At 72.6% G+C, this 14,561-nt stretch carries 11 protein-coding genes; 7 read left to right on the forward strand and 4 right to left on the reverse strand.

Going from position 1 to position 14,561, the window contains the following annotated elements; all coding sequences use genetic code 11:
* Positions 1-166: 166 nt before the first annotated feature.
* The gene (locus ACIPW5_RS35300; protein ID WP_401254105.1) at positions 167-2,221 is read right to left on the reverse strand and encodes a thioredoxin domain-containing protein; all 2,055 of its coding nucleotides are present in this window, start codon (positions 2,219-2,221) and stop codon (positions 167-169) included.
* A gap of 197 nt (positions 2,222-2,418) precedes the next feature.
* Here ACIPW5_RS35300 and ACIPW5_RS35305 point away from each other — a divergent pair, with 197 nt between their 5' ends.
* The 3 genes from ACIPW5_RS35305 to ACIPW5_RS35315 all read left to right on the forward strand — a co-directional run bounded on the left by ACIPW5_RS35305 (position 2,419) and on the right by ACIPW5_RS35315 (position 8,317).
* Positions 2,419-3,918 (forward strand): APC family permease, encoded by a 1,500-nt coding sequence (locus tag ACIPW5_RS35305; protein ID WP_401254107.1) that lies wholly within the window; start codon positions 2,419-2,421, stop codon positions 3,916-3,918.
* Between the two features lie 28 nt (positions 3,919-3,946).
* Positions 3,947-4,894 (forward strand): hypothetical protein, encoded by a 948-nt coding sequence (locus tag ACIPW5_RS35310; protein WP_401254110.1) that lies wholly within the window; start codon positions 3,947-3,949, stop codon positions 4,892-4,894.
* Between the two features lie 174 nt (positions 4,895-5,068).
* Positions 5,069-8,317, forward strand: coding sequence for a tetratricopeptide repeat protein (locus tag ACIPW5_RS35315; protein ID WP_401254113.1), 3,249 nt, complete (start codon positions 5,069-5,071; stop codon positions 8,315-8,317).
* A gap of 196 nt (positions 8,318-8,513) precedes the next feature.
* On the opposite strand, the gene ACIPW5_RS35320 is transcribed toward ACIPW5_RS35315, so the two are convergent.
* Both ACIPW5_RS35320 and mca read right to left on the reverse strand, forming a co-directional pair.
* A complete protein-coding gene (locus tag ACIPW5_RS35320) occupies positions 8,514-8,744 on the reverse strand; it encodes a hypothetical protein (RefSeq protein ID WP_401254116.1) in 231 nt (76 codons plus the stop codon).
* Between the two features lie 2 nt (positions 8,745-8,746).
* On the reverse strand, positions 8,747-9,628 hold the full coding sequence (gene mca / locus ACIPW5_RS35325; protein WP_401254119.1) for a mycothiol conjugate amidase Mca: 882 nt from the start codon (positions 9,626-9,628) through the stop codon (positions 8,747-8,749).
* Positions 9,629-9,735: 107 nt separating this feature from the next.
* On the opposite strand from mca, the gene ACIPW5_RS35330 reads away from it, so the two are divergent.
* The 4 genes from ACIPW5_RS35330 to greA all read left to right on the forward strand — a co-directional run bounded on the left by ACIPW5_RS35330 (position 9,736) and on the right by greA (position 12,619).
* Positions 9,736-10,149 (forward strand): DUF4307 domain-containing protein, encoded by a 414-nt coding sequence (locus tag ACIPW5_RS35330; RefSeq protein ID WP_401254122.1) that lies wholly within the window; start codon positions 9,736-9,738, stop codon positions 10,147-10,149.
* A gap of 107 nt (positions 10,150-10,256) precedes the next feature.
* Positions 10,257-11,402 carry a hypothetical protein gene (locus tag ACIPW5_RS35335; RefSeq protein ID WP_401254125.1) on the forward strand — a complete coding sequence of 382 codons (1,146 nt, stop codon included), beginning with the start codon at positions 10,257-10,259 and terminating at the stop codon, positions 11,400-11,402.
* Between the two features lie 100 nt (positions 11,403-11,502).
* Positions 11,503-12,012 carry a cupin domain-containing protein gene (locus ACIPW5_RS35340; protein ID WP_401254128.1) on the forward strand — a complete coding sequence of 170 codons (510 nt, stop codon included), beginning with the start codon at positions 11,503-11,505 and terminating at the stop codon, positions 12,010-12,012.
* 109 nt (positions 12,013-12,121) lie between these two features.
* Positions 12,122-12,619, forward strand: coding sequence for a transcription elongation factor GreA (greA, locus tag ACIPW5_RS35345; protein ID WP_401254131.1), 498 nt, complete (start codon positions 12,122-12,124; stop codon positions 12,617-12,619).
* Here greA and ACIPW5_RS35350 read toward each other — a convergent pair.
* The gene (locus tag ACIPW5_RS35350) at positions 12,609-14,537 is read right to left on the reverse strand and encodes a recombinase family protein (protein WP_401254134.1); all 1,929 of its coding nucleotides are present in this window, start codon (positions 14,535-14,537) and stop codon (positions 12,609-12,611) included. The genes greA and ACIPW5_RS35350 overlap by 11 nt on opposite strands.
* Positions 14,538-14,561: the final 24 nt, after the last annotated feature.

Below are 14,561 nucleotides of genomic sequence, written 5' to 3' on the forward strand. Positions count from 1 at the left end.
CTGCCGCCTCCGCATCCCCCACGTGCGCGCACCCCCCAGTGCGCCGTCTCGTCAATCCCGAAGACACGAGACTAGACAGTGAAAATGAAACTCAGGCGCCGCTCGAATAAAAACCACGTTTCCAAGTGGCTCTTGAGCAAGCGGAATTGACGCTACTCTGCCACAATCACGGATGAACCACACCCAACTGCTCAGCCAGTGAGACCGGTTCGGTCGTAGGCAGCGCGCAGACGAAGTGCCGGCACACATACGCCGTCGGAAGGTCGCGCACCAGTGTGCGCTCGGCCAGAAGGGGGAACTCCCCTCCGCTCCCGTCGCCCTTGCGCGGCAGCCCGACCGCCACCACCGCCCCGGGAGCCGTCGCCAGCAACGCCGTCCGGTGCAGCGCGGCCGTCGCCGGATCCTCCGGATGCCCCACGACGGCCACCTCGCGCGGCCCGTCGACCAGCGCCTCCGCCACGGCCAGGCCGTGCCCGATGAACCGCGGGGCGCGCGGCCCGAGGGCGTGCACCACCCCGAGCGCCCGCTCCGCCGCCTCCCGGTGCGGCTCCGAACCGGTGTGCGCAGCGTACGACAGCAGCGCGCCGGCAGCCGCCGTCCAGCCCGAGGGGGCCGCGGTGTCGGTCGGGTCCTGGGGCCGGCGGATCAGCTGCTCGGCGTCGTGCGCGGTGTCGTAGAGCGAGCCGTCCTCGGCGGTGAACCGGGCCAGGACGAGGTCGACGAGGAACCCGGCGAACTCCAGCCACACCCCCTCCCCGGTGACGGACGCCAGCACCATGAACCCCTCGGCGACGTCGCCGTAGTCCTCCAGCACCCCGGCGTTGGCCCCGACCCGCCCGTCCTTGCTCGTCCGCGCCAGCCGGGCCATCCCGTCCATGTGCACCCTGACGAGCAGGTCGGCGGCCTCGATGGCCCGCTCGACCAGGTCCGGCCGCTCGAAGAAGGCCCCGCACTCGGCGAGCGCCGCGACGGCCAGCCCGTTCCAGGCGGCGACGACCTTGTCGTCCCGCCCGGGCGCGGGCCGCGCGCCCCGCGCCGCGAGCAGCCGCTCCTTGACGGAGGCCACCTTCCCGGCTTCCACCACGGGCCCGTCCTGCGGCAGTTGCAGCACCGACTTGCCGTGCTCGAAGGTCCCCTCCTCGGTGACCCCGAAGTACGCGGCGGCGAGCGCCCCGTCCTCCTCCCCCAGCACCTCGGCCAGCTGTGCGGGGGTCCAGGCGTAGTACGCCCCCTCGACGTGCCGGCCGCTCAACGGCTCTTCGCTGTCGGCGTCGAGCGCGGAGGCGAACCCGCCCTGCTCCGTCCGCAGCTCCCGCACCATGAAGTCGGCGGTCTCCAGCGCGACGCGCCGCGCCAGGTCCGAGCCGGTGGCCCGCCAGAGGTGGGCGTAGACCCGGCACAGCAGCGCGTTGTCGTAGAGCATCTTCTCGAAGTGCGGCACGACCCAGTCCCGGTCCACGGAGTACCGCGCGAACCCGCCGCCGAGCTGGTCGTAGATCCCGCCCCGGGCCATCGCCTCACAGGTGTCGGCGGCCATCTGCAGGGCCCCCTCGGACCCGGTCCGGGCATGGTGGCGCAGCAGGAACTCCAACACCATGGACGGCGGGAACTTCGGCGCCCCGCCGAAGCCGCCCCGCGCGGCGTCGTACTCCCGCGTCAGCCCGAGCAGCGCCTGCCCCAGCTCCTCGGGCCCCGGCGTCCCGGCCTTCCCGTAGTCCAGCTGCCGCCCGGCGAGATCCCGCACGATCCGCTGCGCCACCTCGGCGACCTCCTCCCGCCGCCCCACCCAGGCGGTGCGCACGCCTTCGAGCACCTGCATGAAGGAGGGCATCCCGTGCCGGGGCTCGGGCGGGAAGTAGGTCCCGAAGTAGAAGGGCTCGGCACCGGGCGTGAGGAACACGGTCATGGGCCACCCGCCCTGCCCGGTCGCCGCCTGCACGGCCTCCATGTAGACGGCGTCGATGTCGGGGCGTTCCTCGCGGTCGACCTTGACGTTGACGAAGTGTTCGTTCATGTAGGCGGCCGCCAGCTCGTCCTCGAACGATTCGCCGGCCATGACGTGGCACCAATGGCAGCTCGAATATCCGACGCTGAGCAGCACCGGCACGTCACGCTCCCGCGCCTCCGCGAACGCCTCCGGCGACCAGGGCCACCAGTCGACCGGATTGTCGGCGTGCTGGAGCAGGTACGGCGAGGTCTCGTTCGCGAGGCGGTTCGACATGGGGCCAATCTAGCCCCCGGGGCGAGCCCGTCCGACATCTCCGCGAGACAACGAAATCCGTAGCAGTCCAGGATGTGGACGTCGGTTTCCGTTCTTCAGCGTTGCGTTGACAAAAGAAACCGAAGAGTAGGGGTTGTATCTCCACTTCGACGTCGGCAAGATCGGCCCCCTGTGACACGGCCGGAAGGGGCAGCGCTTTGGGCAGGAGGACCGGGAACGGTGGTGCGGGGGAGCTGCGGGCCGGGACGTTCGGGACGTTCGACTCCGTCGTCATGGCCGTCGGCGGGTGCGGGCCCGCGTACACCGTCGCCGCGACGGTTCCCGTACTCGTCGCCACCGTGGGCCTCGCCGGTCCCGCCGTGCTGCTGTACTGCGCACTGCCGACCATCGGGATCGCGCTGGCCTTCCGCCGGCTCGGGCGCCTCGACGTCAACGCCGGGGCCAGCTACGCGTGGGTGGCGCGGGCGCTGCACCCCTTCCTCGGGTTCCTGAGCGGCTGGGCCCTCGTGGTGTCCGCGACCGTGTTCCTGGTCTCCGCCACCCTGCCCGCCGGCGCCGCCGCGCTCGCCCTGGTCGACCCCGCCCTGTCCGGCCGCACCGGCCCGGCCACGGCGGTGGGCGCGGGGCTGTTCGTCCTCATGGCGGGCGTCGTGGCGCTCGGGGCGCGGATCGGCCCGTACGCGCGCCGGATCATCACCGGCACGCAGCTCGCGCTGCTGCTGTCCTTCGCCGTCGCGGCACTCGCCACCGACCGGCCCAAGACGGAGTTCTCGGCGTCCTGGTTCGGCTTCGGGCACTTCGACACCGCCCACGGCTTCGTCGCCGGGGCACTGGTCGCCGGGGTCATGTACGCGGGCTGGGACGTGGAGAGCAACCTCAACGAGGAGACGCGGGGCGGCCGTCGGGGCTTCGGGCTGGGCGGGCTGATCGCGGTGGTGGTCTCGTTCACGGTGTTCTCGCTCTTCACCGTCGCCACCGTCCGGCTCATCGGCGTGGACGCGGTGCGCAGGAACCCCGACGGCTTCCTGTCCGAGCTGGGCGAGGCCGTCTGGCCCGGCTGGGGCGGCCGGCTGCTGGTGCTGGCGGTCGTGCTGTCCACCGTCGCCACGCTGGAGACGGCCCTGCTGCAGGCGACGCGGACGCTGTTCGCGATGGGCCGCGACGGGACCGTGCCGCGCGTGTTCGGGCGGATCCACCGCGCGTGGGGCACCCCGGCGGTGGCCACCGGATGGATGGCCGGCGTGGCGCTGCTGGTGGTGGTGGCCGCGGCCACGGCCGGTTCGGGTGCGCGGTTCCTGCGCGACGCGGTGAGCGGCATCGGGCTGCACATCGCCTTCTACTACGCCCTGGCGGGCCTGTCCGCGGTGGTCGCGTACCGCAAGGTGCTGTTCCGGTCGGCCGGGAACCTGGTCTTCGGCGGGCTGTGGCCGCTGGCCGGGGCGGTGTTCATGGGCTGGGTCTTCGTGGTGTCGCTGCCGGAGCTGACGGGCAGTGCGCTGGCCATCGGGCTGGGGGCGCTGGCCCTGGGGCTGGTGCCGATGTTCGCGGCCTGGCTGCGGGACCTGCCGTACTTCAGCCCCCGGCCGCTGGATCCCGGCCGGATGGCCGTCGGGGGCGAGCTGTACGGGGACGCCGGTGCGGCCGCCGGTGCCGCCGGGGCGATGCGCCGCCGGGACGGCGTCCTCAGCGACTTCTGACGCACCGGCCCCCTATCGAGGAGTACGCATGTCAGCGTGGCTGCGCCGCCGGCGGTCCGGGGCCCCGGACTACGATCCGGCGTTCGGTGACCGGGCCCTGGAAGAAGGCTGCCAGGACATGGCGATGGGCCGCTGGGAGGGCGCCCGGGACCTGCTCGCGCAGCATCCGCGCGGGGACTGGGACCGGCGGGCGCACCGCATCCGGCTGCTGGCGGACGCGGCGGCGGACCGGCACACGGTGGACGTGTGGGCCGCGTCGGACCCCGCGGACCCGGACGCGGCGGTGCTGCGCGCGGAGACCGAGGTGATGCGGCTGTTCGCGGTGGCGCGCGGCGGGGCACTGCCGGCGCCCGACGCTCTGGAGCGGGCCTCCGGGCTCTGCCTGCGGGCGGCCGGGCTGGCTCCCGAGGACCCGCATCCGTACGTGTCGCTGGTGGCGCTGGCCCGGCTGTACGAGGGCGGTGATCCGCACCTGGGGCACTGGTGGCGGGAGCTGCGGGCCCGGGACCCGTTCCACCGGGAGGGCCACCACCAGGCGCTGCGCTACCTGTCGGCGCGCTGGCACGGTTCGCACGGGGAGGCGTACAACTTCGCCTGGGACACGGCCGTCTACGCGCCGGTCGGCTCGCCGCTGGTGGTGTTGCCGCAGGTGGCGCGGGCGGAGCAGTTCCGGTACGCGCAGCAGGAGCAGGGGCGTTCGGCGGTCGGGCTGGCCACGCACTGGAGCGGCGGGCGGGCGCAGTGGGACCTGCGGGAGGCGCTGGAGAAGTGGATCGGGGGGCGGACTGCGGTGTACGCGCAGGACGTGGCGGACCTGAACCACCTGGCGCACGGTCTGGTGCACGCGGGCATGGAGGCGGACGCGGGACCGGTGTTCGCGCTGCTGGAGAACCGGGCGACGCGGGTGCCGTGGTCCTACACCGGGGACGCGGAGGGGCTGTTCGTCCGCTGGCGGGACCGGGTGCTGGGTTCCTGAGCCCCGGACCGCCGGACCGCCGGACCGCCCCGGACCGCCCCGGGGCGTACATATATGCACGCGGATGTCCGTCGAGCCCCCAACTCCCTCTGAAATAGCTCAGATTCCTCGCGCTCCGGACTGTCCCGCAGGACACTTGGCGCACGTTTCCGGAGCTCTCCGAGGAGGATGCCGATGCGGGACAGCCATCGTGTCGAGGCCGAACGGGTGCTGGCCCGGGCCGTCGAGGAGGAGGTCCGGCGGGCGGGCGCGGGGGATCCCGAGGCGCTGCTCGCACGCGGGCGGGAGGCGCTGGACGGGATCGCGGCGGCAGCGGGCGAGGAGTACGCGGCGTACGTCGCGGCGCTGGACGAGGCCGCCGCCGGGGCGCAGTCGCTCGGGGACGCCTTCCGCCGGGGCAGCACCGGGACCTCGCTGTTCGTGACGGGCGTCGCCGCGGCCGCCGCCGTGGGGGCGGACCTGGCCTTCGGCGTGGACGCGGGGACGGCGTTCAGCGCGGGCATCGTCGTGGGCGTCGCGGGGGCGGCGGCGACGGTGGCCAAGGTGACGGCCCTGCACGTGCCCGCGGCGAACCGGCGGGCCGGGGCCGCGGGCCGGCCCGGCGGGCCGGAGCAGCTGCGGCTGCAGTGGCTGACGGCCCTGGAGGTGCGCGGGATCCGCCCGTTCCTGGAGCAGGAGCGGGCGGTGGCGGCGGCCTCGGTACGGGGTCCCGTGCGCGGGCGCGTCGCCAACGGGAGCAACGGGAGCATCGGGAAGCCGGTCAACGGCACCGGTGCGGCGCCGAAGGTGCGCGGGGGCGACCGCAGCGCGGAGGCCCGGCGGCGCAGCATGCTGGAGCAGTCGTTCGGGCAGCTCCCGGACGCGGACGCGCTGTTCACGGGGCGGCGCGCGGAGCTGACCCGGATCGCGCAGTGGGTGCAGGCGGCCCGGGCCAGCACGGAGACCCGGCCGGTGGTCGTGGTGCTGCACGGCGAGCCGGGGGCGGGCCGTACGGCGCTGGCGCTGCGGGCGGCGCACGCGCTGCGGGACCAGTTCCGCGGGGCGTGCGCGGTGGACCTGCGCGGCGGGGCCACGGGTGCGGGCGAGGCGCCGCTGTCGACGCGGGAGGCGCTGCTGCACCTGCTGAACCGGCTCGGGGCCCCGCGCGAGCAGCTGCTGTTCCGCGAGGGGGCGTCGGCGGAGTCCCAGGTGCGCCGGCTGACGGAGCTGTACCACCAGCACCTCCAGGGGTTCCCGGTGACGGTGGTGCTGGACGACGTGGTGGACGCGGAGCAGGTGCGGGCGCTGGTGCCGGAGCGCTCGGAGGGCCTGGTGCTGGTCACGGCCCGGGAGCCGCTGGAGCTGCCCGCGGACCTGGGGGCGTGGGTGCACCGGCTGCCGGTGGTGCGGCTCCCCCGGGAGGAGGCGGCCGAGGTGCTGCGCGCCGGGGCGCGGGCGGCGGGCGAGGCCGCGCCGGAGGGGCCGGCGCTGGACGGGCTGCTGGAGCTGGCGGCGGGGCTGCCGCTGGCGCTGCGGGTGCTGGCTCCGCTGGGGTCGGCGCGGGCCTCGGACGGTGGTGGGGGCGGGGGGCTGGAGCACGCCCTGGAGCTGGCGTACGCCCGGCTGCCGGAGGAGCGCCGGCGGCTGTTGCGGCGCCTCACGCTGGCGGGGCGGGCCTCGCTGGGGGCGGCCGCGGCGGCGGCGCTGGCCGGTGCGGACCGGGTGGAGGCCGGGCGGCTGCTGGGCGAGCTGGCGCGCGCGGGCCTGCTGGACCTCGTACGCGGGGAGCGGTACCGGATGCACGACGCGGTGCGCGCGTACGCGGCGGCGCGGCTGGCGGCGGACGAGGACCGGGCGCAGGCGGCGGCCGCGCACGAGCGGCTGATCCGGGACTACGCGCAGCTCGCGGACTCGGTGATCCGGATGGTCGACGGGAAGATGTCGACGCGGGCGAACGCCGCTTTGAAATCGAGTGCGGTCGGCGGACACGGCTTCGCCTCCCTGGACGCGGCGCTGCGCTGGCTGGACGACGAGTCGAGCTTCATCACGGCGGCGCTGCGGCAGTCGGAGGGGGTGGACCAGCAGGCGGTGCTGGACCTGCTGGGGGCGTTGTGCGACTTCTGCCTGCTGCGCGGGGACCTGTACCGGCTCGGCGAGATCAACGAGCTGACGCGGGCGGTGGACCAGGGGCGGCTGAACCGTTCGGTGCAGTGGCGCACGGGCATCGCGGCGCGCCAGCTGGGCGAGCTGGACAAGTCGCGCACGACGCTGACCTCCCTGGTGGACCAGTACCGGGAGGCCCAGCAGGAGGCGGGTGCGGGGATGGCGCTGGTGTCGCTCGGGATCACGCTGCACCACCAGGGCAACCTGCCGGAGGCGGCGGCGCGGATCCGGGAGGCACTGGTGCTCCAGGAGCCGGAGGAGCTGGCGGGCGACCGGGCGTGGGCGCTGCACGCGCTCGGCGCGGTGGAGCGGGACCGGGCGCGGCTGGGCGAGGCGGTGGCGCTGCTGGAGCGGTCCCTGGAGCTGCACCGGGAGAGCGAGAGCGTGCACGGTGAGGCGTGGGCGCACTTCCAGCTGGGGCAGGTGTACCTGCGGACGGGCGAGGTGGCGCGGGCCGAGGAGGAGCTGCGGCTGGCGCTGGACCTGTACGGGCGGACGCGGGACGACCGGGGGCAGGCGTGGGCGCTGACGCAGCTGGGGCGGGCCCGGGTGGTGGACGGGGATCCGGAGGTGGCGCTGGAGCGGCTTCGGGACGCACTGGCCCGGCACCGGCTGGCGGAGGACGCGCGCGGGGAGGCCTGGACGCTGTACTACCTGGGGCAGGCGCTGGAGGAGGACGGTGAGCGGGACCGGGCGGTGCGGGAGCTGGAGCGGGCCCGGACGATGTTCTCGCGGATGCGGGACGTGTACGGGCTGGCGCACGCCCGCTACCACTCGGGGCGGGCGACGCGGGACCAGCGGGCGGCGCAGACGGGGAACCTGCGCAACTCGGGTTTCGCGCGGCAGCTGCTGGTGGACGCGCGGGCGGACTTCCGGCGGATCGGGCTGGCGCACGGGGAGGGGTGGACCTGTGTGGAGCTGGCGGTGATCGACGCGGGGAACGGCCGGGTGCCGCAGGCGGTCGGGCTGTGCGAGGACGCGGTGCGGCTGTTCGTGTCGTACGGGGACCGGCGCGGGGAGGACTGGGCGCGGTTCCTGCGCTGCACGATGCTGCCGTACGCGGGCGCGGGCGATTCGGCGGTGGAGGAGGCGCGGGCGGAGCTGGCCCGGCTGGCGGCGGCACCGCACCCGTCGCGGGACGGCCGGCTGGAGGACTGCCTGGAGACCTACGGGGTGGTCCTGGCGCGCGGGGTGGACCCGGCGGAGGGCTGGCAGGCGTGGCGCCTGGGCCTGGTCCCGAACCTCCGGGCGCGGGAGGTCATGGGCGTACCGATGCCCTAGCCGGGCGGTACGGGAACCCCGGGCGCACCGGTCGTGCGGCGCAGCCGCCGTCCCGGATCACCCGCACGCCGGTCCGTACGGGCCCCGCACCCAGGGTGCGGGGCCCGTACGGTGCGTCGCGGCGTGCGCGGGAGCGCCGTCGCGCCCCGGTCGTGCCGGGCGGGACGGCGCTCGCGCGCCGGGTCGCGGGGTGGGGCTACGCCTTGGAACCGTCCGCCGCCGCCGGGGCGGGGGCGGCCTGGGCGGGGGCTTCCTCGAAATTGACGCGGCCCATGTGCTTGCTCATCGACTTCATCAGGCCCCACACGCCGAGGGCGAGTGCGGCGAACACGACGAAGCCCAGGAGGCCGGGCGTCACCTTGTTCTTGTCGAAGGTGTCGGCGGCCAGCGGAAGGAACTGGGTGATTGCTGCCTGCGTAGCGCTCATAACTACGCATTCTCCCGGATGCCCGCGAAGAGGTCGGACTCGGGGAGGGAGGTGTCGACGAGGGACTTGGCGAGCTCGTACTCCTCGGTGGGCCAGACCTCCTTCTGGACCTCCATGGGAACGCGGAACCAGCCGCCGTCCGGGTCGATCTGCGTGGCGTGGGCGATGAGGGCCTTGTCACGGATCTCGAAGAAGTCCGAGCAGGGGACGTGGGTGGTCAGGGTCCGCTCCTTGCGCTCGAACTCCTTCCACCGCTCCAGCCACTCGCCGTAGGGGGACTCCAGGCCGCGGGCGAGGAGGGCCTCGTGGAGGGCGACGGTGCGCGGCTTGTTGAAGCCCTGGTTGTAGTAGAGCTTCTGCGGCTGGTACGCGGCCCCGTACTCGGCCTCGGGGAACTTGTCGGTGTCGGCCGCGCCGTCGAAGGCCACCATCGTGATCTTGTGGGTCATGATGTGGTCGGGGTGCGGGTAGCCGCCGTTCTCGTCGTAGGTGGTGATGACCTGCGGCTTGAAGGCGCGGATCTTCTTCACCAGCTCGCCGGCGGCCTCCTCCACGTCCGCGAGGGCGAAGCAGCCCTCGGGGAGCGGGGGCAGCGGGTCGCCCTCGGGGAGGCCGGAGTCGACGTAGCCGAGCCATTCCTGGCCGACGCCGAGGATCTCGCGCGCCTCGTCCATCTCCTTGGCGCGCACCTCGTGGATGTTCTCCTCGATGTACTTGTCGCCCTGGAGCTTGGGGTTCAGCACGGAGCCGCGCTCGCCGCCGGTGCAGGTGACCACGAGCACCGGCACTCCCTCGGACACGTACTTGGCCATGGTGGCCGCGCCCTTGCTCGACTCGTCGTCGGGGTGGGCGTGGACGGCCATCAGTCGAAGCTGCTCGGTCAAGACAGGATCCTCTGTGATTCGGCGCGACGGTCAGCCTCTATATTGACCGAATCGGGGGTTGGAAAATTCCTGGGTGCCCCACCCCTCCCCGACGAGAGGAATCGATCATGAGCGCGGTGCGCGAAGGCCTCCCCGAGGGCCGCTACGGCCGGTCGGCGGACGAGCGCGCGGACCGGAAGCTGAAGATCGTCGGTTCGGTCCTCGGCGTCGGACTGCTGGCCGTGGTCGGCTGGATCGGCTGGGACTACGTCGGCGGGCAGAGCGTCAGCGCCGAGGTGATCAAGTTCCAGATCGTCTCCGACAGCGAGATCAAGGTGCACCTGGAGGTCCGCAAGGAGGCCTCGGTCACCGGCGTGTGCACCCTGAGCTCGCAGGACGAGCAGCACGGCGAGGTGGGCCGCGCGGACTTCACGTTCGCGCAGAACGCGAAGCGGGTGGACGAGATGGTCACCCTGAAGACCACGGGCCGCGCCACGATGGTGGAGCTGGTCGGCTGCCAGCCGGCGGGCGGCAAGGGCTGACACCCCGGAGCCCGGGGCGCCCGGCGCGCCGTCTGATCAGGGCGATCACCCCCGCCTAGCATGGACATGCCACCCCCGCGCCCTGTCCAGCCCGACGGAAGACTTCCATGCGCCTCCAGCGGATATTCGCCGCGACCGCCACCCTCGCGGCGCTCACCACCCTCGCCACCGCCTGCGAGGACCCCGCCAAGGCGGGCCCGCCCGCAGCGAGCCCCTCCGCGAGCCCGACCGCGACCGCCGGAGCCTCCGCCCAGGCCTCCGCCTCCCCCACCGCCGCCGCACCGGCCACGCTCGCCGAGGCGCAGGCGTACGTACAGAAGTACACCTCCTGCGAGAACCTGAGCACCGGCCCGGCCGACCGCGTGGATCTCGCCGGGTACGCGCCCGTCGGCGCCTGGTCCGTCACCGAGCGCGGCATCTGCTCGGACACCAAGGAACAGGACGAGATCGTCATTTCCATGGTCTCGGACATGAAGGTCCACCAGCAGGCCTACAAGGACCACATCACGAAGCGGCTGGACGAGGGCTACTGGGACGCCGGCCTCTACGAGCCGGTCTTCTCCACCAAGACCTTCACGGTCTCCGCACGGAAGACCGCGACCGCCCTGGCCCTCGCCAAGTCCGACCTGCGCGTGCTGGTCTGCAACCCGGACTTCACCGTGCCGGAGGGCTACAAGAAGGAGAAGGCCCTGGTCGACGGCTGCGTGCTGACCGACTTCGTCAACGCCCGGGACGGCAAGGGCAGCCCCGTGCAGGGCCCGGCCCTCGCGAGCGCGGGCAGCATCGAGGAGCTCCGCAAGCTCGTCAGCCCGAAGGCGGTCGACTGCACGGAGATGGCGGTCACCGACGAACACATCCAGTCGATCGACTACCTGCCGGTCGTCGGCCGCGACGGCAGCAGCGCCTGGGGCGTCAGGCAGCGGGCGGTCTGCGGGAAGCTCGGCGGTGCGACGCGCGCGCACAACCTGAACTGGCTGGACCTCGTCTCCGACATGAAGACCCTCCAGACCAGGTCGAAGGCGGCGCAGCTCGCCGAGGTGGGGCAGCAGCGGAACCTCACCCAGAGCAAGCTGATGGTCGGCACGAACGTCGCCGTGGAGAGCAACAACCCGGCCGTCCGCAAGGAGCTCTACAAGCTGGGCTTCCTGCGCCTGGACTGCGAACCCGCCTTCAGCGCGCCCGCGCGGTCCCAGGTCCGGAAGGCCCAGGTCGACGGCTGCGTCCTGACCGACTTCGAGCGCCCGACGATGTGACAGCTGACAGACGGCCGTCCGGGGCGTGCACGGCCCGCCCCGGACGGGGTATCGACTGGGATGTCACGCCCACCGTGCACCAGCAGCCCCAGGAGTCGCCATGTCACTGTTCATCCCGGATTTCGACGACTCCGTGGTCGTCCGCGCCGCCGGAGCGGAGGAGATCCACTACGGAACGGACTCCTCCCTGCGGCTGCTGGCCGACAGCTCAACCACGGGCCGCTTCCTGTCCACCATGCGCGTGAGCCTGGGCGAGGGTGCCGACGGCGCCCGGCCGCACCACCACGGCGACTCCGCCGAGATGTTCTACGTGATCGACGGAACGGCCCAGCTGCTGGCCGGCGACAAGGTGGTCACCGCCGAGGCCGGTGACCTGGTCGTCGTGCCGCCGGGCCAGCAGCACGCCTTCGCCGCCGCGCCCGGGGAGAGCGCCGAGATGCTGGTGGTCATCACCCCGGGCGTGGAGCGGTTCGAGTACTTCCGCCATCTGGAGCGGATCCGGCTCGGCGAGCTGCCCCCGGAGAGCCTGCTGGCGGTGCAGGAGCTGTACGACACGTACTTCGGGACCAGCACCGTCTGGGAGGAAGCGCGTCCGCCCCGGACCCAATGACACACTTCATACACATGGTGTCCTCCCCCTTTTCTTCCCGAATTGTTAGGCTCGTGGTTTCGCCCGCCGCTGGCGGCTTTGTAGTCCCCTGTACCGACGAGGAGCACCCGTGACCCAGACGAGCGAGAGCGTCACCTGGCTGACCCAGGCGGCGTACGACCAGCTGAAGGCCGAGCTGGACTACCTCTCTGGTCCCGCCCGCACGGAGATCGCCATGAAGATCGCGGCTGCCCGCGAGGAGGGCGACCTGCGCGAGAACGGCGGCTACCACGCGGCCAAGGAGGAGCAGGGCAAGCAGGAGCTGCGCGTGCGCCAGCTCACGCAGCTCCTGGAGAACGCCAAGGTCGGCACGGCCCCCGCCTCCGAGGGCGTGGTCGCGCCGGGCACGCTCGTCACCATCGCCTTCGACGGCGACGAGGACGACACCCTGGAGTTCCTGCTGGCCTCCCGCGAGTACGCGTCCAGCGACTTCGAGACCTACTCGCCGCAGTCCCCGCTGGGCGCCGGCGTGAACGGCAAGAAGGTCGGCGACGACGCCCAGTACGAGCTGCCGAACGGCAAGAAGGCCACGGTCAGGATCCTGGCCGTCAAGCCCTTCAACGGCTGATCACCCCGCTACGCACACCCGTGCGCGAGCCCCCGCCGGACCGGGTCCGGCGGGGGCTCGCGCGTACGTCCGCCCGGGTGACCTCCATCGGCGGCAGGACGTATGCGGGGGGCGCGGAAACTCCCGCATAGGGCGCCAGGGCATCCAGGGCCCGCTGGTACTCCCCGGACTCGAACCAATGCGTCACGCGTCGGTAGAGAGCGCCGTAACTCCGGCCCTCGATGGCCTCGCACCCGCTGTAGTCGTTCCAGGCCCGCCCGGTGCGCAGCTTGTCGAGCATCACCTCGAACCCGCCGCGCACGTTCTTCCACTGGCGGTTGCCCGAGAGGATCGGCTCGACCGCTGCCCACTGTTCGTCGGTGATCGCGTTCGGGATGGGCACACCGGTCTCACGGTGCCACTCGGCGATCGGGTCGGTCAGCCCTTTGTGCCGCGGCTCCCCTTTGCCGGTGATCTGGACCCGGACGTCGAGCAGATCGAGAAGGGCGACCTGCTGTTCGAACGTGAGATCGCCCAGACGGGCGCCCGGGGTGGTTTCGAGGACGGTCAGGATCTCCTTCGCCCGCCCCTGCTCCCTCTCGACCTCGCACAGCCATTCGGCGACCCTCTTGCGTTCCGTGACGAGACGGGTCTCGTGCTGCTTCAGCCCGGATTCCACCTCCGCAACGAGCTGGGCGTCGCTCTTGTCTCCGTTCTCGACGCAAGCCAGGAGGAGGGCCGCCTTGCGCTTGCCGCCGACCCGCTCCTTCTCGATCAGCTCGTCCAGTTCGATCAGGCGGTGGCGGTAGGTCTCCGCGCGGTACGGGCCGGATCCCAGACTCTCCTCGATCAGCGCGTGCACCCCCTCCTTGTCCGACAGGAAGCCCTCGACCTCGGTGCGGACCGCGGCTTCGACCGCGTCGACCGGGATCTCCCAGCAGTCCTCGTGCCGCTCGCCGACCGCGTTGCCCTGCTTCCCCGCCATGCACCGGTAGTAGCGACCGTGATCCGGAGTGGCCGCTCCGGTCCGATGCACTCCGCACACACTGATCAGGCGGTTCGACAGCAGGTATTTGCCGTGCTCGGCCTTGGTACGGGAACTCCGGGCGAGGACGGCCTGGAGGGCCTCGGCTCGCTCGCGGGGCAGAGTCCTCGGAACGTCGATGCGGAAGGAGGTGCTGATCTGCTCGCCGTCCTCGTTCTCGCCGGCGAAGACGAACTCGACGTACCCCTTCAGACCGTTGAGGACGCGGGCGACGAGATTGCCTCCCTCCCACTCCCTGCCCCGGCGCGTGCGGTAGCCGAGGGCGTTGAGATGGCGAGCCGCCTCCTCCCGGGACACGGGCGCGGGTGCGTCGATCATGAACCTTGCGAACTCTTCGATCTGCTCGATCTCGGCCGGATTGAGCACCGGGCTGCCGTCCGGGTCGAGCATGACCCCGAAAGGCGGCTCGCCCAGGGGCCAGCCACCCGCCGCGACCTTCTGCATGCGGCCGCCCCTCGTCCGCTCCATGATGAGGGCGTGCTCCGTCTCGGCCAGGTGGGCGAGGAGGGACAGCTGGCTGCCGAACTTGTCGTCCTCACTGTCGATCCGGCCGTCTCCGGTGGCCAGACGGACGCCCTTGGCGGTGATGTCGTAGACCCAGCGGTGGATGTCCTTCACCGTGCGGCCGATGCGGTCGAGACAGGCGAGTACGACGAGGTCGATCCTGTCGGCCACCACATCGCGGGTGAGACGGTCCAGACCGTCACGCTTGGGCGACTTGCCCGAGACGCCACCGTCTACGTGGACATCGACGATCCGGTGCTCCACACCGCGCATCGCATGCCCGATCCAGGCTCGGCACTGCGCCTCCTGTGCGTGCAGGCCGTACCCGTCGAGTTGCTGCGCCGTGGAAACGCGCAGATAGATCGCGATCCGAACCACCCCGTCAGCCACATGCCGACGAGCGCGCGCAGTTGT

It is taken from the genome of Streptomyces sp. NPDC090077 (assembly GCF_044747545.1).
GTDB lineage: Bacteria > Actinomycetota > Actinomycetes > Streptomycetales > Streptomycetaceae > Streptomyces.